Genomic DNA, 25,089 nt, shown 5'->3' with positions numbered 1-25,089 from the left:
GGGTACCGTAGCACAAATCGCGTGGATCGTGTCAAGCCCGTCTGAACGGGCGGGAGACGGTCAAGGCCCGGGAGTCCGATTTTAGCGACGTAATCCGCGTGGAATCGTCGTTCTCACGCCCCCACGTCGTGCAGTTGAATCCCCCGAGGAGATCCACGCCGGTCGGCAGCGAGATGGGAGCACGGAACGGCCGGTTGCACGCGAAGACGCGTCCTCGCCCGGTACGTGCGAGCTCGACGCCGCGGTCCAGGCTTGTGACCGGCCTGGATCTCGTGCCGGGTGTTACGTCATCCGCCCCAGGGGTGTAGCCAGCGACGAACACGCCGAAGCCAACCTCCGGAATACCGGCGGCGAGGCGCTCGATACAGCCTGGACGGTACGACCGCTGGCCCTCGTCGTGATCTCGTCGAGATTCCGTTTGACGCCGACCTTGTGATCAGAAGAGTGGCCTGCACGGCGCTGCAACAGGCAGCGGTAGCGGCGGGTGGTCACCGAGATCAGCTCCGGTGGTTGTCCCGGCCTTAAGGGGCCCCAGACCTGCCGCTCGCGCCTGCCGTGGCCTTGGAGCCGGATGGCGCCCCCAGCGGGCAGCTCGCGGTGCCGCGGACGGGGCACAGCGCAGGCCGCGCTTCGACGGCCGTGGGCGGATGCTGCCGCCAGCGCTTGATGTCGATGGCGCTTTGGATGACACTGCGCCCGCTTCGACTCCTGGGCACAGCAACAGGAACACGAGCTCGGACGATTCATCAGCGAATCGACATTGGAGGAGGTAAATCATGGGTAGCGGCATAGTCAAAACCAGCGCTTCTCTGGTCAAAGACACGGTCAGTCTGTGTATTGGGATCATGACCGGGGACGTCCCAAAAGTCGTAAAAAGCATCGCGGGGATCATCAACGATACCTGGTCGCTCACAGATGAAATTGAAAACCTGATCTTTACCCCTTATGTAGAAATCCCGGGGGTGGGCGCGGTGTACTCACGGCCTGCCGTCAACGTGAACGGCAATGTAACGCAAATCTTCTACCAGGGGGCAGCCAACACGCTCTACTGCATCACCAGCACCTCGAGCGTGGCAACCCCAAGCCAGTCACTGCCGGGCCTCATGCCCGTCCTTTGGTCTCCGCCTGCCGCCATCATGTTCAACAACCAGCTGTACGTGTTCTATCAGGGCACGCAGAATGACGGCGAGATCTGGTGCAGCGTCTACGATGGGACCTCCTGGTCGGCGGTGACCGTGATTGGCAACGGGATAGCGCCTGGGACCGCGCCGGCGCCCGTCGTATGGACTTCTCCAGACGCGTCCGGGCCGCAGCTCTTCGTCTTCTATACCACGACCGGCATCGCCTCCCCATCTGGGCCGCCGCTGTCTGCTGTTCAAGGGTACTCCACGAGTGACGGCAAGACGTGGACCTTTTGCGGAGAAGTAATCAGCAACAACTTGCTTTCCACTTGCAGCCCGTCCGCTGTTGCTTATCAGGGGACGTTATACATCTTCGCCGTGGGCGCGGATGACCCGACCTCCCCGCAGGTCGCCTATCCCATGGTTGCGACTTACAGCACGTGGTCGAGCTATGAGTTCGCACAACTGCCAGACCCGCAGCCGCAGGTCGCCTGGGGTGGGAACGTCTTCGCTTTGACCTGTACTCCATCCGGCTCTACTACGCCGCTCCTCTACATATTCTATCCATGGGGAGGCGTTACCGCTTATATGACCTTCGATGGCTCCAATTGGTCGAGTCAGCAGATGGTGAACGCGGCGGTCAACAATGGAAATTCGCCGGCAGCGGCCGTCTTTACGCCGGAAGCATTTTCTGGCGACATGGCTTCTTCGACCGACATCTACATCGGGGCGCCCATTTACAACAACACCATCATGGGCGGCACGATTCAGGTGGGGAGCATGTCCCAGTATGCCGCCGATGATGCGCCATCCCAGGTCGTGAGTTTCGCCCAGTATTCAGGGCCCAGCAACTGCGCCATGTTGCCTGTCTCCTTCTCCTCGGACGCCCAGCCTCAGGCGTGGGTCGTTGCTCAATGGACGTCGCCGCAGTTCGAAGGCCTGGGATACGCCATCTATACCCCCAGCGGATGGGTTATCTACACCATACCGACGACGGCCCCTGCTGGATCACCCTCGGCCGCCACCGTCCCCGGCAGCGGAGCGCTCTGCCTGGCGTACAACACGGCTTCCGGCGCGATTGTCGCTACGTCCTTGGACCCCACCAGCTATGCCTGGGTTCAGCCCACACCCACGAACGTTGCCGCCGTCGAGTCTCCTTCGTTGATCGCCTTCAACAACCTTCTGTATCTCTTCTATCAAGGCAGCGGCAGCCAGGTTTGCTACGCCACATCATCGAATGGTGGCACGAGCTGGACCGATTGTGGAGCGATCACCAACGGCTTGCTGACGGGTTCGCCTTCGGCGGTTGTATTCAATAATGAGCTGTATGTGTTCTACCAGGGTTGCGACAACGCGGGCACACTCTGGTACAACTGCCTCTCCGGCTCCGGGTGGGGCTCGTCGACCCGAGCGACCCCTGTGGGAGCCAGCGGAGTGATCATGACCGGCTCGCCCGCGGCAGTGAGCCTCTATGACAATGCCACCGGCGGAAGCCAGTTGGCTGTCTTCTATGCCAGCCCAAGCGGACAGCTCACCGGCTGCGTGCTGGGGGCAGACAATACCTGGAGCCAGTTCGAGGTCCCCGGCGTGACCATAACCGGATCGCCCTCCGCTTTTGTCGCTCCGGGCAGCAACAAGACCAACATCTTCTATCAGCCATCCACCAATCCTGGCTATTTGTGGTATTCGGTCTTCGACGGCTCGGACTGGAGCCCATCGGCAGCGCTCCCGGTGTCCACCATCAGCGGTACCGTAACGGGCGCGATGTTCCAGGCCGAGAGAGAGCCGGGGCAGGGTCTATTTCTCTTCTACAACAGCAACTATCCTGGATCTGCCGGCGGGCAGCTCTGCTATTGTCAGTGTACACCGCCCACCCGGAGCAATGTCCCGGTCGAGAACGCCTCCTTTATGACCGGAGCGCCGACCGCAGTCACGTTCAATAACTCGACCTGTGTGTTTTACCAGGGCGCGTTTGCCACAGCCGGCATCGTGTGCTATCAAGTGACGCAGTCGCTTTCGCTGTCACCAGCCCTTGCGGCGACGTCAGCGCCTAGCTGGTCCACGACTGGTGCGCTCCCCAATTCTGCCGGAAACGCTGATGGGGCTTACATGACGAATTCGCCGTCTGCGGCCGTCCTTTCATCCTCGGTGTATGTATTTTATGCCGGTTTGAATGGGCAGTTGTTCTGCAGCAGCTCTCCTGAAAGTCTTCAATGGAGCTCCGGTCAGATCCTCTCTATCACCATGAACAGCGCGTGCTCGCCTTCCGCGGTCAATTACAACAACACGCTCTATGTGTTCTATGTAGGAAGCGGCGCCGCCAACTTGGCTTACACCACCAGCACGGATGGCTCCTCTTGGACCGCGCCCTCCCTGACCCAGATTGTCCCCACAAACGAGGGAGTATCTTCCTTTGTATATAACGGGACGCTCTATCTGTTTTATGAAGGTGGAAATAGTAGTGGGGGTGGAACCGGCGAATATTTCTATGCGCCATTTCCCGGAACTGGCACGCCGACCCCTACCCAGATTGGCGCGCTGGCTGTAAGCACCGGCGCTGCCATGGCCGCGTTCAATGGCAGGCTGTGGTGCATGTCGCAGGGCGCAACTTCATCGGGAGGGGGCAGCCAGCAGCTCTGGTACGCGCTTTCTCCGAACGGAGCGCAATACTGGAGCTGGAACAGCAGATTCAACAATGCCGTGATTTCGTCTACAGCCACGCCCGCGGCGGCGGTCTTCCCGCCACAAGGCCCAAGCAGCACCGCCGGCTCGTCGCTACTCTACGTTTTTTATCAGAACAACGGACAGATCTTCTACCACGCCACCGCGGGCAGCGGGACATCCACCACCCCCCAGAACCAGGTGGCGCCCTCCAACGCCGGCGCCAGCACGGCGATTGCGCAGGGCAACCCGTCCGCCGTTGCTTTCCCGCCGTTGGACTCGCCGACAGGCGCGGTCCAGCTCTATGTCTTCTATCAAGGCGCCACTGCGGGACAGTTGTGGTATGTCGTTTATGACGGGTCGAGCTGGGGTGCGCAGACCCAGCTGGTGCCGTCCGGTATAGCCGCCAGCGCCGCCATCATGTCGGGATCACCCGCAGCCGTGGTCTATCCGGCGCTGGGCGCTTCCGGGGGCAGCTCCCCGCAGCTTTATGTCTTCTATCGCGGGCCCGGCAGCGGCTCCGGGGCAGCCACGGTTCCGCTCTTCTACAGTGTCTACGCTGCTGGCTCCTGGACGCAGTCCCAGGTGCCCATCACCTATCAATCCAGCTCAGGCATGGGCGCGGAGTGGCCGCCGCAAGCGGTAGTTTTCAATGACGTGCTGTATGTGTTCTATGTTTGTCCTTACGCGCCGTCCAGCTCGGGAGGGTTGGCGTTCAGCACATTTGATGGCTCGAGTTGGTCTGCCATAACATTCCCGAACGCCGGCGGAACCGCCAACTTTGCCAGCTTCCCATATCCAGTCGTCTTTAATGGGGTGCTGTATGTCTATTTCCAGAACACGCAGGAGGCAGGCGAGCTTTGGTATACGTCAACCTCCGACGGAAGCACATGGTCCAACATTGCTCAAGCCGCCGGCGCGCAGCTCGTGACCTCCAGCGCAGCGGTGCAGATCTCGGAACAGGTTCAGAGCGTCGTCGATAACGCTGCATCGGTGGCGGACGATCTGGGCATACCGGATTTGATCTTTGGCGATGACGACGAAGACGAATGACCCCTCTGTTGATGGCCATCCCGACCCGCAGATTTTTGTCCTTCTCATCGTGACGCCGGGGGCGGGCACAGATCGGCTCGGCTGGATCTGACCGGCGGGGGTCGTGTCGGCGCGGCGGGCGGGCCCTTGGGCCCGCCTCCGCCTCTTGCTCACTCAGCCCTCCCGCGGTGAGCCAGCATCGCTGCCAAGCGCGAGTTCGAAGCTGCCACGCGCGCGCTCGAAGCGCTGGTCGCCTCGTGGGACGGCGAGGCCGAGATCGCCAAGAGGAGCGCGCGAGGCCGGTCCCGGAATGGTCCCTCCTACTCCCATGGTTTCCTGGCGTCAGAAGACGCAGGGCTACCTCTCTCTACGCTCTACAGGCGACGCACAAAGGCCATCGGTGCGCTGCGCGACATCATCGGGCTTCGGGTGACCATGGAGGACTTCGCCCGGAGAGCAAGGTCGCGATGAGCATCAGCGGACACCTCCTCAACCTGGTTTGCCTTTCCTTCTCTCGCCGGCCCGCTGGCGCGGCTCCCCGCCAGCGGCGCGCCGCCCTGTCCGCGCCGCCCGTTTCGCCGGGTCGACCTTGCCCATCGCTGCGCATGCGAGCTCGGGCAGGGTCTCCTTCATCCACGTGGGGTCCACGGCGCCTGAACCGGAGAGGTAGGCGCGGCAGGCCTGGTGCGCCGGCCCGAGCAGCACGACGTCGACCATCGCCTCGGACGAGCACGCCCCGGAGAGGACGCCGAGCTCCGAGAGGTGCGCGACCGTCTCCGCCTTGAGCCGCGCCTTGGTCTCCCGGAGCGCGGCGCGGTGATGCCCGTCGAGCTCCAGCGCGAGCGCCTGGTACATGAAGCGCGCCTCGGCCTCGTGGTCGAACACCCAGGTCAAGTGCGCCTCCACAAGCGCCCGCACCGCCGAGCGCGCCGTCCTCGCGGCGAGCACGCGCGCGGTCACGTACCCCACCAGCCGCTCGAAGGTCCGCTCCAGCAGCGCCGCCACCAGCGCCGGGAAGTCCTCGAACAGGTGGTACACGCTCGAAGGGCTCGCGCCCGCCTCCTTGCGGACGTCCTCGATGCCTGTGCGCAAGAGGCCCCGCTGCTCGAAGCAGCGGAGCGCCGCGTCCAGCAGCGCCTCCCGGCGGGCCACGCCGTTCTGTCGAGCCACGGCCATGGTCCTCCCCTACCCCAGCCGCGCACCGCTGGCCAGCAGGCCCAACTGGAAGATTCTTCCAATTTTATCTTGGAAGTTTCTTCCATTTTGTTTACCTTCCTGTCGAAAGCGAGGTGTCACATGGATCTGGGGCTGGAGAAGAGAGCCGCGCTGGTGACCGGTGGCTCGCAGGGGATCGGCAAGGAGGTGGCGTTGCAGCTCGCGGCCGAGGGGGCCCGCGTGGCGCTCACTTACCGGAGCGAGCGGGAGAAGGCCCGAGAGGTCGTGCAGGAGATCGAGCGGCGAGGCGGCGAGGCGCTCGCGCTGGAGCTCGACCTCGGATCGGTCGAGTCCGCCAAGGGGGCGGTCGCGGCCACGCTGGCGCGCTTCGGGCAGATCGATGTGCTCGTCAACAACGCGGTCCGCTGGAGCGAGCGCTTGCCCTGGGAAGCGCCGCGCTTCGAGGACATCCCGCTCGCGGAGTGGCAGGGCGTCATCCACGACAACATCGACGGCGCCTTCGCCGCTATCCAGGCCGCGGTGCCCTCGATGCGCGCGCGCGGATGGGGGCGGATCGTCAACATCTCCTCGGGCGTGGCGCTCGACGGGGTGGTCGGCGCAGGGCCGTACGCCGCCGCCAAGGCGGCGCTCCACGGGCTCACGTCCGTGCTCGCGCGCGAGCTCGGGCCGCACGGGATCTTGACCAACGTGGTGGCGCCTGGCCTGACGCTGACCGACAAGGTGAGCGCGCATGTATCACCGGAGTTCGTCGCGCAGCGCGGGAAGGCCTATCCCGTGGGGCGGCTGCTGCGGCCGGAGGAGGTGGCGCGGACCATCGTGTTCCTGTGCTCGGCGGCGAACACTGCGGTCACGGGGGAGATCGTCCGCGCGAGCGGGGGCCGGCCGATGTGACCGATGTAACTGCCACCCACCCGGCTACGGCGCCTGCGCGCCGTCCACCACGGCTGCGAACTCCGGATCGGTCAAGCTCTTCATGAAGGCCACGACGTCCGCCTTCTCCTCTGGCGTGATGGTGAAAGCCCTGACGAGCGTGCTCTTGTTCGGGTTCTCGCTGCCCACGCCGGCGAACGGCCCGTCGTCGATGGTCCTGCCTCCCGCGGCGTAGTGGTCGACGACCTCCTCCAGGGTGGCCACGCTCCCGTCGTGCATATAAGGCGCCGTCAGCTCCACGTTGCGCAGCGAAGGCACGCGGAATTTCCCCTTGTCCGCCGGGTCGCCGGTGAACTCGAACAGCCCCTCTCCGCCGGGCGGATAGTCCCCGTCCGAGCCGAGGTTGTAGAGACCGGTGTTGTGGAAATCCATCTCCGCCTGCTTCGTCTCGGCGCTCCGGAAGGCGGTCGTGAGGTTGATCCCGCTGTGGCAGTGATAACACTCGAGCCGCTCGGAGAAGAAGAGGTCCATCCCGCGCAACGCCGCGTCGGACATCGCTCCCGCCTCTCCGCCGTACGTGTAACGATCGTACGCGGAGCGCCCGGAGAGGAGCGTCCTCTCGAACGTCGCGATCGCCTTCACGACGGTGTCGAACGTGATCGGCTCGCTCTCGCCGGGGAACGCGGCGACGAACGCGGCCTTGTACGCCTCATCGTCGCGGAGCCGGCCGAGAACGACGTCCTCGGCCCCGGTGATCCCGAGCTCGACCGGGTTCTCGCCGAACATCGGGACGAGCGCCTGCTCCTCGAGCGACGACAGCGTGGGGTTGCCCCACGTGAGCAGCGGGAAATAGGCGACGTTGGCCAGCCCCATCGCGTTGCGCGGGATCGCGTCCCCTGTCGAGCCTGTCGGGGTAGGCTTGCCGTCGGCAAACCCCCTGTCGCGCTCGTGACACGAGGCGCACGCCATGGTCCCGTTGCCCGACAGACGTTCGTCGAAGAACAGGGCGCGCCCGAGCGCGACCTTCGCCTCGCTCATCGGGTTATCGGGCGGCACCCACGGCTTCGGGAAGCCGACCGGCAAGGCGAGCTCGTAGCTGTCGACCGGCAAGGTCGCTTCCGTCTCGCTCCCACACGACGCCGCCGCGAGCGCGACGAGCGCCGCCGACGTGCTCGCGCGGATCACTCCAGCAGAATGCGGCGCTGTTCGTTGTGACACAGGTTACACGCTCCAGAGATGGATGGAAACGGCATCTCGTTGGTCCCCTCGCCGTCCTGGGACCGCACGAAGAAGAACAGCGCTTGGTCCGGGAAGGGCAGCGGCTCGGTCGTGAAGAAGTTCCCGTTCCCGTCAATGGCAACGGAGAGCACGAGATCTCCCTCGCCTCCCCCGGCCGTGCGGAGCTCGACCGCTCCGCCTGTCACCGGCGCGCCCGACGGCGCGTACACCGTCCCGGCCGTGGTGAAGATCCCCTTGCCAGGCCCGTGGGGCTGATGGCAGCCGAAGCAGTTCTGTCCCATGTTGTGGCTGCGCTTCTCCGCAGCGGCGCTGATGTTCTCCACGTCGAGCGCCGGATCGCGCTCGAAGCGAGGGTCGCCCGGGAGGATCTCCGCGTCGCTCGGGCCATCCATGCCCTCGTCGGAGGCACCGCAGCCGGCAAGCGCACAGACCAAGAGCGGTGCGAGCAGGCAGGTCCCTGTTCTGAGGATGTACATCTCACTCCACCCGGAAGGCGGTCTGCGCAGCGGACGGGTTCACGCCATCGAAGCCCATTCCGAGCGCCTTGAAGACGGGCGGGCACTCCGGGTCGCCCTCGAAGGACATGCAACCGGAGGTTCGATCCGTCTCGCCGTCGATCTGGTGGTCGAGGTCGGACTCAGCATAGAACCTGGCGATGTCGAAGACGATGGTGCTCGACTCCGGGTCGACCCCGTCGATACGTATATCGGCGAGGTTGTCAGCGGCGCACGAGTACCCCTCGCTCACGGTCCCCTCGCACTTCGTACCCCCGAGGTGGAAGAAGTACGTCGGGTTCATCGTCGAGAGGAGGTCGAGGCGCACGAACTTGTAGCCGCCCTTCCACGACCACCACATACCGGGAATGTTCAGGGGCGCCGGGGCCGTCGCCGCGTCCAGGTGGTTCATCTCCGGGGGCAAACCCACGTTGAACCTGACACCGGCGTAATCGCCGGCGGGGGCAGCGCCAACGACCTCGGTCCTCGTCTCCGGGCTGCCGGTCTCGCAGGAGCCCGTGCCGTCCTCGAAGTCGAGGAACGCGATCTTGTCACGCTGCCACTGGCCATCCTGCTCGAGCGAGAGGGGCTCCTCGGACCCGTCGCCGCGAACGAGCCGCACGTCGTAGACGTACATGCGAAAATCGAGCGCATTCACCGACGATCCGGTCGTGCCGACTCCATCGAATGTGTCGGTGCAGGAGAACGGCCTGTCGGCGACCTTGGCGGCGAAGCGCAGCGCGAACGTCTTCGAGATGACGTCCTCATCGCTCCCGCCGCATCCGCTCAGAGCCGCGAGACAGGCCACGCCGAGGAGCGTGACACGAGCCATTGAACAAACCATCAGGCAACCTTTCAAGCTACGAAGCCACAACGTCGTCACCACCGCACCGGAGCGGAGCTTACTCGAAATTCGGCGCCCCTGGGTGCAGCAATTTGTCGCACCTCGTGGCCATCCTTCAAGGGAAACCGGCCGAATCCGGGAGAAGAGTTTTCCGACGCGGCCACTGCGCCGCGGTCATAACGAGATGTCCCTGCTGAGCCTCCTCTCCAATCAACCGGGATGGCAGGTGCACTCACGCGTCGCGCTCCCGGAGCTCGTCGTCGAGGCGCTCGTCGTACTCGTCACGGACAGCGGCAATGGTGCCTCCGGACGGAGCGGCCTGCGCTGCGTTGCTCCGCCACGATCGCAGCAGGGCGAAGATCCCGAGGAAGGTCGCTGCGATGGCCAGCAGCAATCCAAGCGCGACCTTGCCGAGCGTGCCTGACGAGGGCGCCGCGCGGAGGCGCTCGCCGTAACGCGCCACGAGGTCCTGCTCGATGGCGTCGACCGCCTCCCCCCGCCGGAGCCGCGCGTGGATTTCGCGACGAAGATCGCGCGCCACCTCCGATTCGTGGACATCGAGCGTCTGATCCCAGCAACAAGGCGCGAGCAGACGCGCTGCGAGCGCCCTCTCGCCGGGCGCCGGGGTCGAATCGACGAGCTCGGAGGCGGCCTGGCTGGGCGGCGCGGGCTCGGCCCTGCCGGTGAGCGCCACGCCAGCGAGGGCGACGACCAGCGCTGCCAAGCGGCGCCAGCGCGAGCTCCACGGCGATCGGACACGCAGAGGCGAACTCACGTCGCGCGCGCCGTGAGGGGGACGGACCGAGGCATTCGCAGCGCCGCGGTGCTCTCGCTGGCTCATGGCGAAACAGACTACCGCAACCGGCCTCGACGGCCCTGCGACACGATGTCGCGCTGGTCGCCGCACGGCCAGCTGCGCTCTGAAGATAGGAATATCGCTGCATCGTTCGACGAGATGCGACACCGTGACGCATTGCTCGACCTGCACGGCTCGACCTAATGTCGCGCGCATGCCGCACGAGGTTCTCTCCTCCTCCACATCTTCATCTTCGCGGCCATCGCTGGCAGGCGCCGGAGCGCCAGTTCGCCGGCGCGGCCGCCTGCGCCCGGTGCAGATCGGGCTCTGCGTCTCTGCGCTCGCAGGGATCGCCTTCTTCGGCGTGCTGTCGCGTGTGCGCGAGGCGCCCGCCTCGCCGCCCGTGCTCGGCGAGATGCCGGCGTTCTCGATGACGGATCAGGACGGTCGCCCCGTCACGCGGGAGTCGCTCCGCGAGCAGACGTTGATCGTCGACTTCTTCTATGCGAGCTGTCCCGTGTCCTGCCCGAGGCTCTCGGCGCAGATGGCGGCGTTCCAGGAGCGGATCGCCCAGCGCAGCGCGGCGCGCGGACAGGCGCTCCCCATCCACCTCATCTCGATCACGCTGGACCCGGAGAACGACACACCCGACGTGCTGCGCTCGTACGCGGCGCGCTACAGCAGCGGCCGTGGTGCCTGGTCGTTCCTCTCCGGTCGGAGCGAGGAGCTGAATCGCGTGGTCGTGAAGGGGTTCAAGATCCGCTTCGAGCGAGCCGACCCGTCGGCCGGGCTCGGCGCGATCATGCACGGCGAATGGTTCGTCCTGGTCGATGGGCTCGGTCGCGTTCGTGGCTACTATCAAATCGGCGATGAAGAACGAATGAACGAGCTCGTCCGCGACGCGGAGCGATTGGCCTCGAAGGAGCTGACATGAGCCGATCGACGTGCTCTCGTCTCGGCGCCGTTCATCTCGCGCGGTCCCTGCTGCTCGGGGCGGCGATCGCGACGAGCCTCACGGTCTCGTGCTCGAAAGCGTCCACCGCCGCTCCGCGGGTCCACCACGCGACGGGCGCCGTCCGCTCGCTCGGCCCTGGGCGCGCCTATGTCAACATCGCGCACGACGACATCCCGGGTTACATGAGCGCGATGACGATGTCGTTCGAGCCCCAGGGCCCGTCGCAGCTCGACGGTATCGAGGTCGGCGACCGTATCGCGTTCGATTTCTATGAGACGGAGGACGCCCGCCGTGTCCTTACGCGGGTCGAAAAGCGCAGGTGAGCCGACTGCCGGGCGGCGAGCGTGGATGGGGGGCCGCGCGATCGGCGCCGCGTTCGTCGCCGCGGGGCTGGGAATCGTCACGCTCACGGCGCTCTCCTTCGCTCCGTCGGCGAACGGCGCCTTCGCCATTCACGGGATCGAGCTCGGGATGACGGCGAGCGAGGTCGTCCGGCGCTTCGACGCTGGGCCGACCGGACGCTGGAGCGAGGCCACGGGCTGCGCCGGGCCTTCGATGGAGTGGTCGCGGGGCGATGCGGCGGCCGCCAGGGCGCCCCTCTCTGCGCGCTTCGAGTTTCATGAGGGGTTGCTCATGGCCGCGCGGATGCGCGTGACGCCCGAGGACCCGAGCGCGCGCGGCGCGCGGCTTGAGACCTCCGCCCAGTTCGTGCTCGCGCGTGAGGCGCGGGACGACGGCTCCTCGTTGCTCGTGCTCCTCGCTCGCGGATGCCCCGACCACGAGGCAGAGGTCGAGCAGCTCCTCAGCGGCAGCTCTGCAAGGCGCTGAAGCGGCGCAGACCGCGCGCCGCCTCAGCCCCGCACGGCGCAAGTTCTTCAGCGCGGTAGCGCTCAATGCGCCGCTGCCCCGGTCTCCAGCATGTACTCGGCGATCTGCCGGAGGCGCTCGTCTCCGAGCGAGGCGAACGGTGGCATCTGAGGCGCATCAGCGCGCTTCTTCCCGGGTGCCCGGGCCCACGTTACGATGCCGTTCGGGTTGCCTGCGTAGATCTGAGCGATCTCGGTGAGCGACGGCCCGACGATCCGACGGTCGACGCCGTGACAGGCGCCGCAGGTGTTGTGGAAGAGATGTTGCCCATCGCTGACGCCCGCGGCGGCGCGCTCACGTCCCACGCGAAGATCGTACGCCGCTTGGGCCGAGTCATCGACCCACCGGCGAGTCACCTCCTGCATTTCAGCTCGATGCTCGGCGAGAGCGACGCCCCGGTACATGTGTCGACCGAAGGCCATGCAAAACACGGTGAGCGAGATGTACCCGACGATGAGCGGCAGACGTTTGCCGTGCGGCTCGGAGACCGACAGCTCTTTCCACATCATCCAGACCGCGGGGACCGCAACGCCAGCGCCGATCAGGATGGGGGTTACGACCGACACGTGGAAGCCCTTCGAAGGGAGCGTGAATAGCACGAGCGGCCCGACGATGAACTGCGCCAGCGAGACGGCGAACGCGACGGAGTAGAAGATGCGCCGAAGCCGCGGTCGCGCGAGCCGCTCGAAGGTCTCCTCGGCTGGAAACTTGCTCCGGCCGAAGTACCAGACTCCGAAGAGGCTCGTCAGGATGAGTGACGCGCAGAGGAAGTGAAAGTATCGAGGGAAGACGTTCGGCAGCAGAAGCGAGCTGAGAAAACCTCGAACCCCAGTCCAGCGCTCCGGGAACATCATCAGGTTCACATTCGCCAAGAACACGAGCGGGATGACGAGAAAAAGCGCTACCGCGAGTCCGAGGATCGCGATATGAAGCCCCTTCTGTGTCTCGAGCCGATCCCACGTGTACTTGTGGAGGTAGAGGAGAAGAAACGTCGTCGCGATCGCCGGGATCAACAGGATCCACGCCGTACCCGTGAGCGCGTTCGCGGTGTAGAAGTGGATCGTGTACAGAACGTTGATGAGGAGGAGCGGCGCGACGCCGAGCACCACGGCGAGGCTCTTGTTGACCGTGACGGTCGCCGCGAGCGCGCGTGCGAGCTTGTCGAAGTCGCGGTCACGAAGGCCGCGGATCTCGAAGCCGAGCACGAGAAGCGAGCCGCCCACCATCAGGTTGACGAAGAGAATGTGGGCGATGAAGGCAATGACGAGCAGCCCCTCCAGCAGTCCCTGACTTGCTGGGAGCGGGAGGGGAATGTCTCTCGGGATCGGTGTCGGGTTCATGTCCTGCGAATCCTTGAATTCTTGACGGGAGCGGTCACGGGTCGACGGCGAGCGTTCCGTCGCTTCGTCGCTTCGGCCGCGGTGGTGCCGCGACCCCCGTGACCTGCGCTCCTTCGATAACGTCGCGCTGGGTCTGAAGGCTCTCGAGCCACGCTGCGAGAGCCTGCTTCTCCTGTTCGTTCCCGGGGAATGGCGGCATAAAGGGCCGCGCGTTGTGCATCGCCCCGATGTAGCTGGCGATGGCATCACGCCGCCAGGGCTCCGCGTAGCCCCACGAATCGCGGTTGCTGTACATGCCTTCGAGGAGCCCGCGGATGCCGTTCACACCGTCGACCGTGTGACATCTCGTGCATGCGAGGTTGAAGATCTCGCGCCCGGCCTCGAGCTCATTCTCCGGCGTGATCCGGCGGACCGCCGTGTACGTCGCGTGCGCGAGGAGCCCGTCGCGCTGCAGCAGCGGATAGTCTTCCTCACGGAGCCCGTTCGCGTACAGATACCCGGCGATCGCGTACGGCTTTCGAACGAACTCGCGCACGCGCTCGAACGTGCCGAGGAGCAGGACGGTTAGCACCGCGGGCACGACGAACGCCCAGCGACGGAGGCTAGCCGGACGAGCGGCCCCCCAGGCCATCACGAGCGCGATAGCGATGCAGGCGCCACCTAGCACCCACAGCGCAGTGCGCGCCCATCCCTCGAGCAGCTGCGTGAGGAGCGCGACGGGGATGTTCGCCCGCATCGCCGCGGGGACGACGCGCGCATACCACCAGCCGCCCGCGACGCAGGGGAGCGTCCAGAGCAGGGACCAGTGGGCGATCGACCTGACCGCTTGCGCGCGAAGCGCCGATCCGCGCTTGGTGACCCACAGCAACGCGGCGAGGCCGAACGCGCCTGCCATGACCATGGCGAGGGGGGTGCGGAACGCGAGCTGCGGCAGGTAGATCGGGTTGAACATCCCGCTAAAGAGCGTCCGGTCGGTGCGCCACGAGCCGGGGTCCATCATGAATCCGAGGATGGACACGATCAGCGCCATCGTGATCCATGAGGCGATGGAGAGCGCAGCGCCCAGCTTGACGTGCGCCCGCTTGCGCGGCCCGGTCCACCTCTTCCAGCTCAGGTAGTAGGCCAAGATCAGAACGACCTCGGTCACGAACACGAGCCATTCGGTGAACCACGTCCAGAAGAAGACCCGGATCAGGCTCCCGATGGCGTACGGGTTCACGAGCGACGCGGAGAGCCAGATGCCCACGCCGGTGAGCGCGCCGACGGTCGTCGTGACGATGAAGAAGAAGGAGAGGAGGCGGTGCGCCAGAGCGTCCCAGGACTCATCGCCGGTCTGGACGCCCCGTCGTTCGAGGTAAGCCACCAGCGGAATGCCACCGACTGCCATCCCATGGTTGATGACCACGTGCAGCACCGCGATGATCGCGATGAGCATGCGGTTGTTGAGGAAGTCGAGGTGGAATACAGGCAGGTCCATGCCTCACCTATGTGCACGAGCTCGGCCGGCTTTTCAGCGTGGCCAAGGGTCGCGCGACGAAATGCCGCGTGGCTCCAGCCGCGACGCTTGCCCGCCGCGTCGCGGCGTCGGCGGCCGCGTGCCGTCGAGCGCGGCGCGTATTATCGCGGCAGGCTCATCCGGAAGGCGCTCCCGGGCCTCCGCTCGGCGCGGCCCCTCGCCCCGAGCGCGCGGCGTCCGCGAGCCGGCGCTCGATCATCACGGGCTCGGGCGCTTACCGAGCTTGCGCTGCAGTGAGCGACGATGCAGCCCGAGGAGCGCCGCCGCCTGGGTGATGTTGCCACCGCAGCTGACTAGCACCCGGTCGATGTGTTCCCACTCAACACGTTCAAGCGACGGGACCGAGGTCGGCGGCGGCTCGTCAGCGGGCGACCCGTCGTGGTCGAACGCCGCGACAATCTCGTCAATGTCGGCGGGTTTCGTCAGATAGTGGACGGCCCCCGACCGAACCGCGTCCAGGGCCGTCGCGATGCTGCCGTAGCCGGTCAAGACCACGATGCGGGTGGTGGGGTCGAGCTCGTGGAGCTTCCGCACGGCATGGAGGCCCGACGCGCGCGGCATGCGAAGATCGACGACTGCGCACTCAGGAGTTTCGAGCTGAGCGCGGCGAATTGCCTCCTCGGCAGATGGCACTCCGAACGCCTCGAAGCCTCGCTCTGCAAGCGCGCGTACGAGACGGTCACGAAAGGCGTCCTCATCGTCGACGACGAGAACAGAGCGGCCCTCGTTCTCATGGGCGTGCTCACGATGCGCGGTCTGGCTCATGCTTCCCCCCGCAGGGCATCGGGAGCGAGGCAGAGCTCCACGTCGGAGCCTCCGCCTGGCCGAGCCTGGAAGAGTAAGTATCCGCCGGTGCGCTCCGCGTAGGCCCGCGCGAGATAGACTCCGAGCCCCAGGCCGCCGCGGTCCGCCTTCGTCGTCACGAAGGGCTCACCTAGCTTCGCCTGGATGTGTGCCGGGAGCCCGTTCCCCCGGTCCAGCACATGGAAGCAGAGGCGCTCGCCCGCGACGATTCGCAGCTCGACAGGCGCTTCGACATCGGCGTCCTCCTGGGCGTCGAACGCGTTGCGGATCAGGTTGTGGAGCATCTGCGCGAGGGTCTTGACCGGGGCCACGAGCGCGGCAAGGCTGCTGGAGTCGTCGTCGTACGTGAGGCGAAGATGCGGGATGAGCGCCGGGGACGTGAGACGAAGGAGCTCCGCAATTACCCGTTCAAGCGTCACGCGAACCGGCATCTCGCCGACGGATTCGCCCGCGCGCGCGGAGATGTCGGCGAGGATCTCGCGACAACGAGCCACCTCGCGACACACAAGGTCGGCGTCCGCGGCCAGCCCGCTGCTCCGAGGCTCGCGTCGAAGCCCGATCGCCAGCTCCTTCGCGGCGAGGCCGATGGTGGCGAGCGGTGATCCGAGCTCGTGCGCCGCGTTTGCGGAGAAGCTCGAGAGCGTGGCGAGGCGCTCGTTCTGCGCTGCGAGGCTTGCAATCTCTGCCAAGCGCTGATCCCGGCCCCGGATCGCTCGCGACACACGCCCGACGAAGTACGCCACGAACCCTGCTGCGAGGACATAGGCGATCCACATCCCGACCAGGTGCGTCGACCAAGGCCCGTGAGCATGGAACGCAAGGTGTTGTGACGGGATGAAGAAGAGTGCGGCGAAACCCGCGACGGTGAGGACGACAACCGTCCAGGCCAGCTGGGCATCGAGCAACAGCGCCGCGAGCGCCACATGGACAAGAAAGAAGACCGTGAAGGGATTGCTCGCCCCTCCAGAGGCTGCCAGCATCAGCGTGAGGACGACGACATCGATCGCGAGGACCGCAGGGAGTCTCCAGGTGCTGGTAGACGGCTGTCCCCACAGCAGGAGGCCAGCGTTCGTCGCGGCGGTGAACGTCACCAAGCCGAGGAGCGGCACATAGGGCAAGTCGAGCGCGAGGATCACCCGGACCAACACCAGGGCCATGAGCTGTCCGGCGATCGCGCCCCAGCGCAGCTTGAGCAACCAGGACAGCCCGAGCTGAAGCTCCGTTTCTTCTTCGGCAGGCGCGGCCTTCCTGCGCCGTGCCACGATGGGAGCCGCGGAACCTGCTGTCGTGGGAGCGGCCGCATCCAAGCGGCCGACCCGCATGAGGACGCTCATGGGATGCTAGTACCGCAGGAAGTGGACCAAGTCACCGCGGCGTTTCGTCGCGCCGACGTGTCCCCGCGCTGCCCCCTCCCCGGCTTCGCCCTGGAGGAGGCAGCGCCGGGCAGACTTCCTCACCTGCCCATCGCGGTCTCGGGCCGCATCCGGCGCATGTAGTTTCGCGGGAAGCGGGTCCTCGCCGACGGCAAGCTCGCCAGGGTCGGCGGCCCGATCGAGGAGCAGCTCGCCTCGTGCAGGGAGAAGGCGCTCGACACGGACCCGTACGCGAGAGAGCGCGTCGTCGTCGAGCCCCTGGACGTACCGATCGAACGGGGAGTCGCCAGAGACGAGCATACGCTCGAAGGTCGCGAGCGCCTCGACGATACGTAGAAAGGTGAACGGGTCGTCGTCCTTGGGGTAGGCCTCGCGAAACAGCTCCTGGTAGCGCGGATCGCCTCGGAAGCGGGCGAGGATCATCTCCTCGTCGCCCGTGGCGCCGAGCTCGATTGGAAAGTCACCGAAGATGGGCACACGCGCCTGCTCTTCCAGCGACCGGAGGATCGGGTTTGCCCACGTAAAGACGGGCAGGTAGCAGTAGTCTGGGAGCGGCCCGTCCGAGACTCGGCCGGGCTGTTCAAATTCCCGCGGTTTGTCGGGTCCTGCAGTATTTGATTGTGCCCGCGAGGTATCTCGCGCTGTCCGAGGACCGCTCGAGGATCGGTCTGGCGCTTGCAAACGGACGAGCATGAGCAAGAACCGACCAGCCTCGTCAAGGGCGACTGTCGCGCTCTCAGAGAGGCCGATTTGCCGCGGCGTCTTCGCGCTCGTCGCGACATCGCTGGTCGGTTGCGGCATCGCCAGCGTGTGGGCACAGACGAGCTGTCCGACCCCGCCTCCACCCGACGCGATCGCCCGCGCGCAGGAGGCTTGCCAGGTCGCGGTGCAACGGCCGGAGCAGAGGAAGACGGCCCACGACCTCTCGGACATCTTCAACGCGCGGAACGCCGAGCCGTCCTCTCCCGTGTTCCTGAGCCAACCGAAGCAGGGCAGGGTCTCGGGGTTCGACTTCTACCGGGATCCGCTGAACTCGGACAAGCCGAACGAGGATCCCACCGCCATCATGAAGCGGGAGATCGCGAACAAACCCAACGTCATGCGCGCTCAGCAGAAGTTTCTCGAGCAGCGCTACGATCTCACGCCTAGATTCGACCCCGTCGCCAGGATGTCGCGCGGCAAGCCGCTCTGCGTTGGCCCGACGGCGCGGCTCCAGAGCGGGTTGACCTGGGAGAACCTGGCCGCCATGCCTCCCCTGGAGATCAAGCGGCAGGGCGTCTTCCCGTATCCGTCGCTGCCCCATCCCCTGCAGGCGAACGGCGGCCAGGTCTTCCCGAAGATGCAGATCGCGATGTTCCCGCGGCTCGAGCGCTTCGACGTGGACTTCGATCTGCCGGAGGCGTTCCTGCCCGAGTTCCCGCCCGCGATGTTCCTGAGCAACCGGCCGGAGCTCGGCGACGTGTCGCGCGGGGAGGTGGTGTCGATCAACAACTACTACCGGCTCTTCAAGGACATCCTCACGCCGGTGCAGCTCGACGGGCTCCGGCTCCTCCTGACCTCGTTTCCGCAGGAGGAGTTCAACCCGACCGACGATCGCAAGTCGCGTGAGCCGAGCCTCGGCGTGACGTGCCTCGACTGCCACATCAACGGCCATACGACGGGGCAGTTCCACCTGAACCCGGACATGCGCCCCCAGGAGCGGCGCCTCCGCCTCGACACGGTGAGCTTGCGAGGGGTGTTCAACCAGCAGATCCACGGCTCGAAGCGGAGCCTGCGATCCGTCGAAGACTTCACGGAGTTCGAGCAGCGCACGGCCTACTTCAACGGCGATGCCATCCACGCCATGAAGAAGGGCATGAATATCCTCGACCGCATCCAGGTCAGCCACATGGCGCAGCTGCAGAACATGCTCGATTTCCCGCCGACGCCCAAGCTCGACCCGGCGACCGGCCGCCTCGACCGCACGAAGGCGACCCCGAGCGAGCTGCGAGGCGAGCAGATCTTCTTCGGCAAGGGTCAATGCGGAAGCTGCCACACGGCGCCCTTCTATCTGGACAACCAGCAGCACGACTTGCATCTCGAGCGCTTCCTCAAGGACGAGCCGGGGGACGGCCCGATCAAGACGTTCACGCTGCGCGGCATCAAGGACAGCCCGCCGTACCTGCACGACGGGCGTTGTCTGACGCTCGAGGACACGGTGGAGTTCTTCAACATCGTGCTCGGCTTGAACCTCTCGCGCGACGAGAAGAGCGATCTCACCGCCTTCATGCGGCAGCTGTAGCCGTCAGCTGCTGCGGCCGGAGGAGTGGCGCCGACCATCCGCTCGTCGGCGATGCCGATGGGTCGAAATCCTGCTACAATCCCGCGATGTCGTCCAGGAATGCCGTGCTTGCCGAGGCTCTGCAACTTCCGCCGGAGGAGCGAGCAGACGTCGCGAAGCGCTTGATCGCGAGCCTCGACGGACCAGAGGACGAAGACGTTGAGGCTGCCTGGCTCGCCGAGGTTGAGCGACGTCTGCGGGACGTCGATCGTGGCACGGCGAGCGCCGAGCCTTGGGACGCTGTTCGGGAACGGCTCGCCACACGTCTCCGCACGAACCGCAAATGAAGATCGTCGTTCTCGACGAGGCAGACGCCGAGCTTACCGCCGCCGCGGACTGGTATGAGCAGGAGCGAGAGGGCCTCGGTGAGGATCTGCTGGCCGAGGCCGATCGTGTACTGAGTGCAATCGCGGCGAGCCCAACCACATGGCCGCTCGTTGCGGGCAGCGAGATCGTCCGCCGGTTCCTGTTCACACGGTTCCCGTATGTGGCCTACTTCGTCGTCCGGGACGAGCATGTCCTCGTGCTGGCGTTTGGCCACACGAGTCGAATGCCTGGCTATTGGCGGAACCGACTTAAATAGCGAGCGAGAGAGACTACGCCTGTCCAACAAGACGCGAGGCCGCTCTTCTCACCGCCCCTCCCGCGCCTCCTCCACCACGAGCGCGCTCTTCCGCCCCACCCGGTACGTCCTCACCGGCTCTCCCCGGACGATCCGGTCGTGCTCGCTCCAGCGCGCAGCTTCCCCTTCTGCGGCGCGCCGGGCGGCGCGCTCGGCGAGCCGCTCGGCGATGCGCTCCACCCCGCGGCGGACGTTCGCGCGCTGCGAGCGCTCGTCGGCCACGCGCACCGTGATCCCGCTCGGCCGGTGGTGGATCCGGACCGCCGACAGGGTCTTGTTCACGTGCTGCCCTCCCGGCCCGCCCGCCCGGCAGGCCGAGATCTCGAGCTCGCCCAGGTCGACGCCCTCGCCCGCCCCGGCGTCCGCCCCCGCAGCGTGGATCGCCACCCCCGCGAACCACCGCTTGCGCGCCGCCTTCCCCCGCGCGGCGCTCCGCTCGACAAGCGCGTGTGTCCCGAGCTCGCCCTCCAGGCAGCGCCGCGCGTCGCCCTCCACAAGGATCTCGACCGAGGCCGGCGCGCCCTCGTCGCCGTGCACCGTGACGTCGATCACCGCGAGCCCGCGCTCCCGGCAGAGCGCCTCCATGCGCTCGGCGAGCCGCGCCACGAAGCGCCGCACCTCGACCGGCCCCCGCCCCGCGCTGATCTGCACCCACGACCGGCTCATCGCTTCACCGTGACCACGGGCACGAGCGGCGCGACAGGCGTCGCCAGGCCGGCCTCGACAAGGCTCTCGATCACCGGCTCGATCGGCTTGTACGCGTCCGGGTGCTCCTCGAGCAGCAGCGCCGGATCGTCGCACACGACGCGGCCGCCGAGCTCCGTGCGGCCGAGCTCGCGCCTCCGGTACCTGGCCGCGATCTTCTCGCGCGCCTCGCTGCGCCCCATCTTGCGGCCCGCGCCGTGCGCGACGGAGCGCAGCCCTGCCTCCGCGTCGCACGAGCGCATCACCCACGACGGAGCGCCGCGCGACCCGAGCACCACGGTGAAGTCGCTGCCCCGGGCGGGCGCCGCGCCCTTGCGGTGCACCCAGGCCGGCTCGCCGCCCACGGCCTCGCGCGCGACGTCGTTGTGGGTGAGGTCGAGCCCGCCCGTGATCGTCGACGCCCGCGAGGCGCCGAGCGCGCGCAGCATCCGGTAGGCGAGCAGGAGCCGGTTCGCCCGCGCGAAGCGGCACGCGCCGGCGAGCTCGCCGAGGTACGGCTCGGCCGCGTCCCCCTCGAGCACCGCGCCGCCCCAGCGCTGCCCGAGCGCGCCGCCGAGCCCGCGCGAGCCGGAGTGCGCCAGGACGACGAGCTCCCCCGCGGAGAGGCCGAGGGCCTTCGCCGATGCAGGGTCCCGCAGCGCGCCGACCCGGGCGACCTCGAGGAAGTGGTTCCCGCCGCCGACCGAGCCGAGCGCGCCCTCGTAGCCCGCGCGGTACGGCGACGCGTCCCCGCTCGGGCGAAGGCCGTCCTCGGGCTCCGCCGCCGCGAGCCGCGCGAGGGCCTCGGGCACGCCGTCGAGCTCGGCGAGGCCGCGCGCCCCGCGCTCCCAGACCCGCTCGAACACCGCCCGCGGGTCGCACTCGGCGAGCGGATCGTCGTCCATCGCCTGCCGGGCGCGCCGCTCGAGGACGTCCGGCGCCATGCGGCCGATCGACGTCGCGACGAGCCGCACGCCGCAGCCGGCGTCGCCGCCGATGAGCTCCGGGACGACCCGGTCCGCGAAGGCGAACGCCGCGCCGATGGGGATGCCCCGCCCTGCGTGAAGGTCCGGCATGCCCACGGCGCGGACGCAGCCGGGCAGCGCGGCGACGCGCGCGAGCTGCTGGACGGCGTTGCCCTCGAGCCAGACGTCGTCGCGGGCGATGAGGCGGGCGTGGGCAGGAAGGACTGCGCTGTCGGCGGGGGCTTTCATCGAGATCTCCGGGGCAAGCGGCCAATACAGCAAAGGCAGGCGCAAACGCGGATGGGAATGCCCATGGGAATGCGGAGGAGACTTGCGGCTTCCGTGCCAGCGCGCGGCCCGCCCCGACGCCGGCAAAACGCTTCTATGTGGTGCACTGCGCACCAGACAAAGTGATGCATAATGCACCACATCTGGTGTACGGTGCACCAGTGAATCGCCTCCTCCTCACCTGGTCGGACGCGGGCACGCTCGGGCCGGCGCCGGCGCACCACGGCCGCCGGCCCGAGGGCGATCGCGGGCCGGTGCTGCGGCTCCTCGACCAGGAAGAGAGCCGCTACGACGCGATCGTGGTCCTCACCATCCCGGCGGGCGAGGCGCCATCGCGGGCGCTCGTCGAGCGGGCGCGGGCCCGCGCGCCGCGGATCGAGCTCCGCGTCGTGGACGTCGACGATCCGTCGGACCACGCGAAGCTCTTCCGGGCGCTCGGGAAGCTCTCGGCGCAGCTCAAGCGCGCCTTCCCGCCGGCGGCGTGGGCGACGGACGTCCTGCTCTCGGCCGGCACGCCGCAGGCGCAGACGCTCTGGGTCATCCTTGTGCAGGCGGGGATCCTGCCGGCGCGCATGCTCCAGGTGATCCCGGCGGCGTTCGTGCCGCACCCGCACCCGCGGCCGGTGCGCGAGGTCCGGCTCGACATCGAGGGCTTCCCGGAGATCCGCGCGCTGCGCGAGGAGGTCGTGCGCCTGCGGGCCGAGGCGCGCGCGCGCGACACGGTGCTCGTCGGCGAGAGCGAGCCGATGCGCTTCCTCCGCGCCCGCATCGCCCGGGTCGCCGCGACCGACGTGCCTGTGCTGATCGTCGGCGAGACCGGGACCGGAAAGGAGCTCGCGGCCAGGGCGATCCACGAGCACAGCCCGCGGGCGAGAGGGCCGTTCATCGCGGAGAACTGCAGCGTCTTCGCCGAGGGCGTGCTCGCGAGCGAGCTGTTCGGACACGAGGCGGGGGCCTTCACCGGGGCCGCGGGGCGGCGGCGCGGCGTCTTCGAGCAGGCGCACGGCGGCACGCTGTTCCTCGACGAGATCGGCGAGCTGTCCCCGCGGGTGCAGGCGTCGCTGCTGCGCGTGCTCCAGGACGGGACGCTGCGGCGGGTGGGCGGCGAGGCGAAGATCGAGCTGGAGGTCCGCGTCCTCGCGGCCACCCACCGCGATCTCGCGGCGATGGTCGAGCAGGGGACGTTCCGCGAGGATCTGTATTACCGGCTCCGCGGCGCGATCATCGAGGTTCCCCCGCTCCGCGCGCGGGGTGGAGACATCGAGTTGCTCGTCGACGCGTTCCTCGACGAGGTGCAGTCGCGGCGCAAGGGGCGCGGGCTCAAGGTGACGCGCGAGGCGCGGAGGAGCCTTTACCAGCACCCCTGGCCGGGCAACGTGCGCGAGCTGCGCGCGGAGGTGCAGCGGTGGGGCGTGTTCTGCGAACACACGGTCGACGTGGGCGACCTCGCGCCGGAGATCGCGTCGCCGGCGGCGCGGCCGGCGAGCGGCGGCGCAGGCGGGTTCGCGCGAGCGACGGAGTCGGAGGCAGGCGGCCAGGAGGTCGCGCCGCTCGCGGAGGCCGTGGCGTCGGCCGAGCGCGCCGCGATCGGGCGCGCGCTCGAGGTGCACAAGGGCAACCTCTCCCGCGCGGCGCGCGCGCTCGGCATCGACAGGAACACCCTCAAGCGCAAGATGGCGGCGTATCACCTCCGCAAGGGCGGCGCGCCGCGCGACGCCGTGAGGGGCGAGGATCCGAAGAAGCTGAAGCCGCCGCCGTTACCGAACAAAGAGAAGAAGACGACGAACAACCGATGAAAGGGCGAACGGCGCCCGCGCCGTCGGCGTCAGCAGCAATGTCCTCGATGTCCTGAGGCCGTGCGCCCGAAGGCCGGAGGGCGATGCCTACGCCAGGTGCACCCACGAGCGCGCGCGCCTGGTTCACCCCTTGCATTGCTCCACGGGCAGCGTGGGAGGTAGTGCGAATGCTGGCGCTCACATACCATGGGCCGAGGAACGTCCGCGTCGAGGAAAACCCGGAGCCTCGGGTTCAACATCCGAACGACGTGGTCCTGCGCGTGAGTCGCGCCACGATCTGCGGCTCTGATCTGCACCTCTATCATGGCTACGTGCCTGACACGCGCGTGGGGACCATCTTCGGCCATGAGTTCACCGGCGTCGTGGAGGAGCTCGGGGCCTCGGTGCAGACCCTGAAGCGCGGCGACCGCGTCGTGGTGCCCTTCAACATCGCCTGCGGTACGTGCTTCTTCTGCCAGCGAGAACGCACCTCCGCCTGCGAGAACACGAACCCGCTCACCACGCTCGCCAGCGGCATCTTCGGCTATTCGCACACCACCGGCGGCTACCAGGGGGGCCAGGCCGAGCGCGTCCGCGTCCCCTTCGCCGACGTCGGCCCCATGAAGATCCCCGACGACCTCTCGGACGAGGACGCGCTCTTTCTCTCGGATATCCTCCCCACGGGGTACCAGGCCGCGGAGATGGGGGACATCGGCCCCGCGGACACGGTGGCTGTCTTCGGCTGCGGGCCCGTCGGCCTCGTGGCCCAGCGGTGCGCCTGGCTCCTCGGCGCGCGCCGGGTCATCGCGATCGATTCGGTCGGTTACCGCCTCGATTTCGCGCGCCGGCACAACAAGGCAGAGACGCTCGATTTCAGCGAGACCCCTGATGTCGTGTCCACGCTCCGCGACATGACCGACGGCCGCGGGCCGGACGTCTGCATCGAGGCGGTCGGCCTCGAGGCGAACGGCTCGGCGCTGCACGACGTGCTGGGCAAGGCGCTCATGCTGCAGGCCGGGTCGCCCGTCGCCCTCAACTGGGCGATCCAGTCGGTCCGCCGCGGCGGGAGGGTCTCGATCATCGGCGTCTACGGGCCGCCGTGGAACCTCGTCGACGTGGGCGCGGCCATGAACAAGGGCCTGACGATCAAGACCGGGCAATGCGATGTGAAGCGGTACATGCCCCACCTGCTCGAGCACATCCGCAACGGGAACATCGACCCGAGGGCGCTCATCACCCACCGCGTCCCGCTCGATGCGGCCGCGGAGATGTACCGGGTGTTCGCGGCGAGGACCGACGGGATCCTCAAATGCGTGCTCATTCCGCGGGGGGCCAAGTGAGCTCGGT

General features: G+C 67.4%; 22 protein-coding genes. 10 read left to right on the top strand and 12 right to left on the bottom strand.

The window, feature by feature from the left end:
• Positions 1-776 precede the first annotated feature (776 nt).
• Complete coding sequence (locus WMF19_RS40625; RefSeq protein ID WP_437895289.1) at positions 777-4,835, top strand: hypothetical protein; 4,059 nt, start codon at positions 777-779, stop codon at positions 4,833-4,835.
• 468 nt (positions 4,836-5,303) lie between these two features.
• On the opposite strand, the gene WMF19_RS40620 is transcribed toward WMF19_RS40625, so the two are convergent.
• Positions 5,304-5,990, bottom strand: coding sequence for a TetR/AcrR family transcriptional regulator (locus WMF19_RS40620; RefSeq protein ID WP_437895288.1), 687 nt, complete (start codon positions 5,988-5,990; stop codon positions 5,304-5,306).
• 120 nt (positions 5,991-6,110) lie between these two features.
• On the opposite strand from WMF19_RS40620, the gene WMF19_RS40615 reads away from it, so the two are divergent.
• On the top strand, positions 6,111-6,881 hold the full coding sequence (locus WMF19_RS40615; RefSeq protein ID WP_437895287.1) for an SDR family NAD(P)-dependent oxidoreductase: 771 nt from the start codon (positions 6,111-6,113) through the stop codon (positions 6,879-6,881).
• A 24-nt stretch (positions 6,882-6,905) separates the two neighbouring features.
• On the opposite strand, the gene WMF19_RS40610 is transcribed toward WMF19_RS40615, so the two are convergent.
• The 4 genes from WMF19_RS40610 to WMF19_RS40595 form a co-directional block, all read right to left on the bottom strand.
• Entirely contained in the window at positions 6,906-8,078 is a 1,173-nt protein-coding gene (locus tag WMF19_RS40610; protein WP_437895286.1) for an MbnH family di-heme enzyme, read from the bottom strand.
• Complete coding sequence (locus WMF19_RS40605; protein ID WP_437895285.1) at positions 8,042-8,575, bottom strand: carboxypeptidase-like regulatory domain-containing protein; 534 nt, start codon at positions 8,573-8,575, stop codon at positions 8,042-8,044. The genes WMF19_RS40610 and WMF19_RS40605 overlap by 37 nt, the downstream gene beginning before the upstream one ends.
• Before the next feature lies 1 nt (position 8,576).
• Positions 8,577-9,425 carry an MbnP family copper-binding protein gene (locus WMF19_RS40600; protein ID WP_437895284.1) on the bottom strand — a complete coding sequence of 283 codons (849 nt, stop codon included), beginning with the start codon at positions 9,423-9,425 and terminating at the stop codon, positions 8,577-8,579.
• 244 nt (positions 9,426-9,669) lie between these two features.
• On the bottom strand, positions 9,670-10,161 hold the full coding sequence (locus WMF19_RS40595) for a cytochrome c-type biogenesis protein (protein ID WP_437895283.1): 492 nt from the start codon (positions 10,159-10,161) through the stop codon (positions 9,670-9,672).
• 385 nt (positions 10,162-10,546) lie between these two features.
• Here WMF19_RS40595 and WMF19_RS40590 point away from each other — a divergent pair, with 385 nt between their 5' ends.
• Genes WMF19_RS40590 through WMF19_RS40580 form a run of 3 tightly spaced genes read left to right on the top strand, consistent with a single transcriptional unit; the run spans position 10,547 to position 12,016 of the window.
• Positions 10,547-11,167, top strand: coding sequence for an SCO family protein (locus WMF19_RS40590; protein WP_437895282.1), 621 nt, complete (start codon positions 10,547-10,549; stop codon positions 11,165-11,167).
• Positions 11,164-11,511: a copper-binding protein gene (locus WMF19_RS40585; RefSeq protein ID WP_437895281.1), complete on the top strand. Its 348-nt coding sequence runs from the start codon at positions 11,164-11,166 to the stop codon at positions 11,509-11,511. Before WMF19_RS40590 ends, WMF19_RS40585 begins: the two co-directional genes overlap by 4 nt.
• Positions 11,512-11,536: 25 nt before the next feature.
• Positions 11,537-12,016, top strand: a complete 480-nt coding sequence (locus WMF19_RS40580) for a hypothetical protein (RefSeq protein ID WP_437895280.1) — start codon at positions 11,537-11,539, stop codon at positions 12,014-12,016.
• A 62-nt stretch (positions 12,017-12,078) separates the two neighbouring features.
• Here WMF19_RS40580 and WMF19_RS40575 read toward each other — a convergent pair whose 3' ends face one another.
• The 5 genes from WMF19_RS40575 to WMF19_RS40555 all read right to left on the bottom strand — a co-directional run bounded on the left by WMF19_RS40575 (position 12,079) and on the right by WMF19_RS40555 (position 17,781).
• Entirely contained in the window at positions 12,079-13,395 is a 1,317-nt protein-coding gene (locus tag WMF19_RS40575) for a c-type cytochrome (protein WP_437895279.1), read from the bottom strand.
• Positions 13,396-13,429: 34 nt separating this feature from the next.
• Positions 13,430-14,872: a c-type cytochrome gene (locus tag WMF19_RS40570; protein WP_437895278.1), complete on the bottom strand. Its 1,443-nt coding sequence runs from the start codon at positions 14,870-14,872 to the stop codon at positions 13,430-13,432.
• A gap of 237 nt (positions 14,873-15,109) precedes the next feature.
• Entirely contained in the window at positions 15,110-15,676 is a 567-nt protein-coding gene (locus WMF19_RS40565) for a response regulator transcription factor (RefSeq protein ID WP_437895277.1), read from the bottom strand.
• A complete protein-coding gene (locus WMF19_RS40560; protein ID WP_437895276.1) occupies positions 15,673-16,977 on the bottom strand; it encodes a sensor histidine kinase in 1,305 nt (434 codons plus the stop codon). Before WMF19_RS40560 ends, WMF19_RS40565 begins: the two co-directional genes overlap by 4 nt.
• Positions 16,978-17,055: 78 nt before the next feature.
• Complete coding sequence (locus tag WMF19_RS40555) at positions 17,056-17,781, bottom strand: cytochrome c peroxidase (RefSeq protein WP_437901723.1); 726 nt, start codon at positions 17,779-17,781, stop codon at positions 17,056-17,058.
• Between WMF19_RS40555 and WMF19_RS40550 the strand changes: the two genes are divergently transcribed.
• The 3 genes from WMF19_RS40550 (at position 17,780) to WMF19_RS40540 (ending at position 19,991) form a co-directional block, all read left to right on the top strand.
• Positions 17,780-19,369, top strand: coding sequence for a cytochrome B6 (locus tag WMF19_RS40550; protein ID WP_437895275.1), 1,590 nt, complete (start codon positions 17,780-17,782; stop codon positions 19,367-19,369). The genes WMF19_RS40555 and WMF19_RS40550 overlap by 2 nt on opposite strands.
• 86 nt (positions 19,370-19,455) lie before the next feature.
• Positions 19,456-19,695, top strand: a complete 240-nt coding sequence (locus WMF19_RS40545) for an addiction module protein (RefSeq protein WP_437895274.1) — start codon at positions 19,456-19,458, stop codon at positions 19,693-19,695.
• Positions 19,692-19,991, top strand: a complete 300-nt coding sequence (locus tag WMF19_RS40540) for a type II toxin-antitoxin system RelE/ParE family toxin (RefSeq protein WP_437895273.1) — start codon at positions 19,692-19,694, stop codon at positions 19,989-19,991. Before WMF19_RS40545 ends, WMF19_RS40540 begins: the two co-directional genes overlap by 4 nt.
• Before the next feature lie 48 nt (positions 19,992-20,039).
• Here the strand turns inward: WMF19_RS40540 and WMF19_RS40535 are convergent, their stop codons facing one another.
• Positions 20,040-20,696 (bottom strand): peptide chain release factor-like protein, encoded by a 657-nt coding sequence (locus WMF19_RS40535; RefSeq protein ID WP_437895272.1) that lies wholly within the window; start codon positions 20,694-20,696, stop codon positions 20,040-20,042.
• The gene (locus tag WMF19_RS40530; protein WP_437895271.1) at positions 20,693-21,928 is read right to left on the bottom strand and encodes an RtcB family protein; all 1,236 of its coding nucleotides are present in this window, start codon (positions 21,926-21,928) and stop codon (positions 20,693-20,695) included. Before WMF19_RS40530 ends, WMF19_RS40535 begins: the two co-directional genes overlap by 4 nt.
• Positions 21,929-22,128: 200 nt before the next feature.
• Here WMF19_RS40530 and WMF19_RS40525 point away from each other — a divergent pair, with 200 nt between their 5' ends.
• The gene (locus WMF19_RS40525; RefSeq protein WP_437895270.1) at positions 22,129-23,763 is read left to right on the top strand and encodes a sigma-54 interaction domain-containing protein; all 1,635 of its coding nucleotides are present in this window, start codon (positions 22,129-22,131) and stop codon (positions 23,761-23,763) included.
• Between the two features lie 167 nt (positions 23,764-23,930).
• Positions 23,931-25,082 (top strand): zinc-dependent alcohol dehydrogenase, encoded by a 1,152-nt coding sequence (locus WMF19_RS40520; protein ID WP_437895269.1) that lies wholly within the window; start codon positions 23,931-23,933, stop codon positions 25,080-25,082.
• The last annotated feature ends 7 nt before the right edge of the window (positions 25,083-25,089 follow it).

Origin of the sequence: Sorangium sp. So ce124, from assembly GCF_051525235.1 — a bacterium.
GTDB lineage: Bacteria > Myxococcota_A > Polyangia > Polyangiales > Polyangiaceae > Sorangium > Sorangium atrum.
The sequence above is the reverse complement of the archived record's forward strand: the minus strand, read 5'-3'. Positions and strand labels throughout refer to the sequence as shown.

What these genes read in the sequence shown, in the direction of transcription:
- WMF19_RS40545 (WP_437895274.1), top strand. Translation starts at nt 19,456, where the DNA reads ATGTCGTCCAGGAATGCCGTGCTTGCCGAGGCTCTGCAACTTCCGCCG.
- WMF19_RS40625 (WP_437895289.1), top strand. Translation starts at nt 777, where the DNA reads ATGGGTAGCGGCATAGTCAAAACCAGCGCTTCTCTGGTCAAAGACACG.
- WMF19_RS40520 (WP_437895269.1), top strand. Translation starts at nt 23,931, where the DNA reads ATGCTGGCGCTCACATACCATGGGCCGAGGAACGTCCGCGTCGAGGAA.
- WMF19_RS40530 (WP_437895271.1), bottom strand. Translation starts at nt 21,928, where the DNA reads ATGAAAGCCCCCGCCGACAGCGCAGTCCTTCCTGCCCACGCCCGCCTC.
- WMF19_RS40580 (WP_437895280.1), top strand. Translation starts at nt 11,537, where the DNA reads ATGGGGGGCCGCGCGATCGGCGCCGCGTTCGTCGCCGCGGGGCTGGGA.
- WMF19_RS40605 (WP_437895285.1), bottom strand. Translation starts at nt 8,575, where the DNA reads ATGTACATCCTCAGAACAGGGACCTGCCTGCTCGCACCGCTCTTGGTC.
- WMF19_RS40565 (WP_437895277.1), bottom strand. Translation starts at nt 15,676, where the DNA reads ATGAGCCAGACCGCGCATCGTGAGCACGCCCATGAGAACGAGGGCCGC.
- WMF19_RS40550 (WP_437895275.1), top strand. Translation starts at nt 17,780, where the DNA reads ATGAGCAAGAACCGACCAGCCTCGTCAAGGGCGACTGTCGCGCTCTCA.
- WMF19_RS40540 (WP_437895273.1), top strand. Translation starts at nt 19,692, where the DNA reads ATGAAGATCGTCGTTCTCGACGAGGCAGACGCCGAGCTTACCGCCGCC.
- WMF19_RS40575 (WP_437895279.1), bottom strand. Translation starts at nt 13,395, where the DNA reads ATGAACCCGACACCGATCCCGAGAGACATTCCCCTCCCGCTCCCAGCA.
- WMF19_RS40620 (WP_437895288.1), bottom strand. Translation starts at nt 5,990, where the DNA reads ATGGCCGTGGCTCGACAGAACGGCGTGGCCCGCCGGGAGGCGCTGCTG.
- WMF19_RS40535 (WP_437895272.1), bottom strand. Translation starts at nt 20,696, where the DNA reads ATGAGCCGGTCGTGGGTGCAGATCAGCGCGGGGCGGGGGCCGGTCGAG.
- WMF19_RS40555 (WP_437901723.1), bottom strand. Translation starts at nt 17,781, where the DNA reads ATGCTCGTCCGTTTGCAAGCGCCAGACCGATCCTCGAGCGGTCCTCGG.
- WMF19_RS40585 (WP_437895281.1), top strand. Translation starts at nt 11,164, where the DNA reads ATGAGCCGATCGACGTGCTCTCGTCTCGGCGCCGTTCATCTCGCGCGG.
- WMF19_RS40615 (WP_437895287.1), top strand. Translation starts at nt 6,111, where the DNA reads ATGGATCTGGGGCTGGAGAAGAGAGCCGCGCTGGTGACCGGTGGCTCG.
- WMF19_RS40600 (WP_437895284.1), bottom strand. Translation starts at nt 9,425, where the DNA reads ATGGCTCGTGTCACGCTCCTCGGCGTGGCCTGTCTCGCGGCTCTGAGC.
- WMF19_RS40570 (WP_437895278.1), bottom strand. Translation starts at nt 14,872, where the DNA reads ATGGACCTGCCTGTATTCCACCTCGACTTCCTCAACAACCGCATGCTC.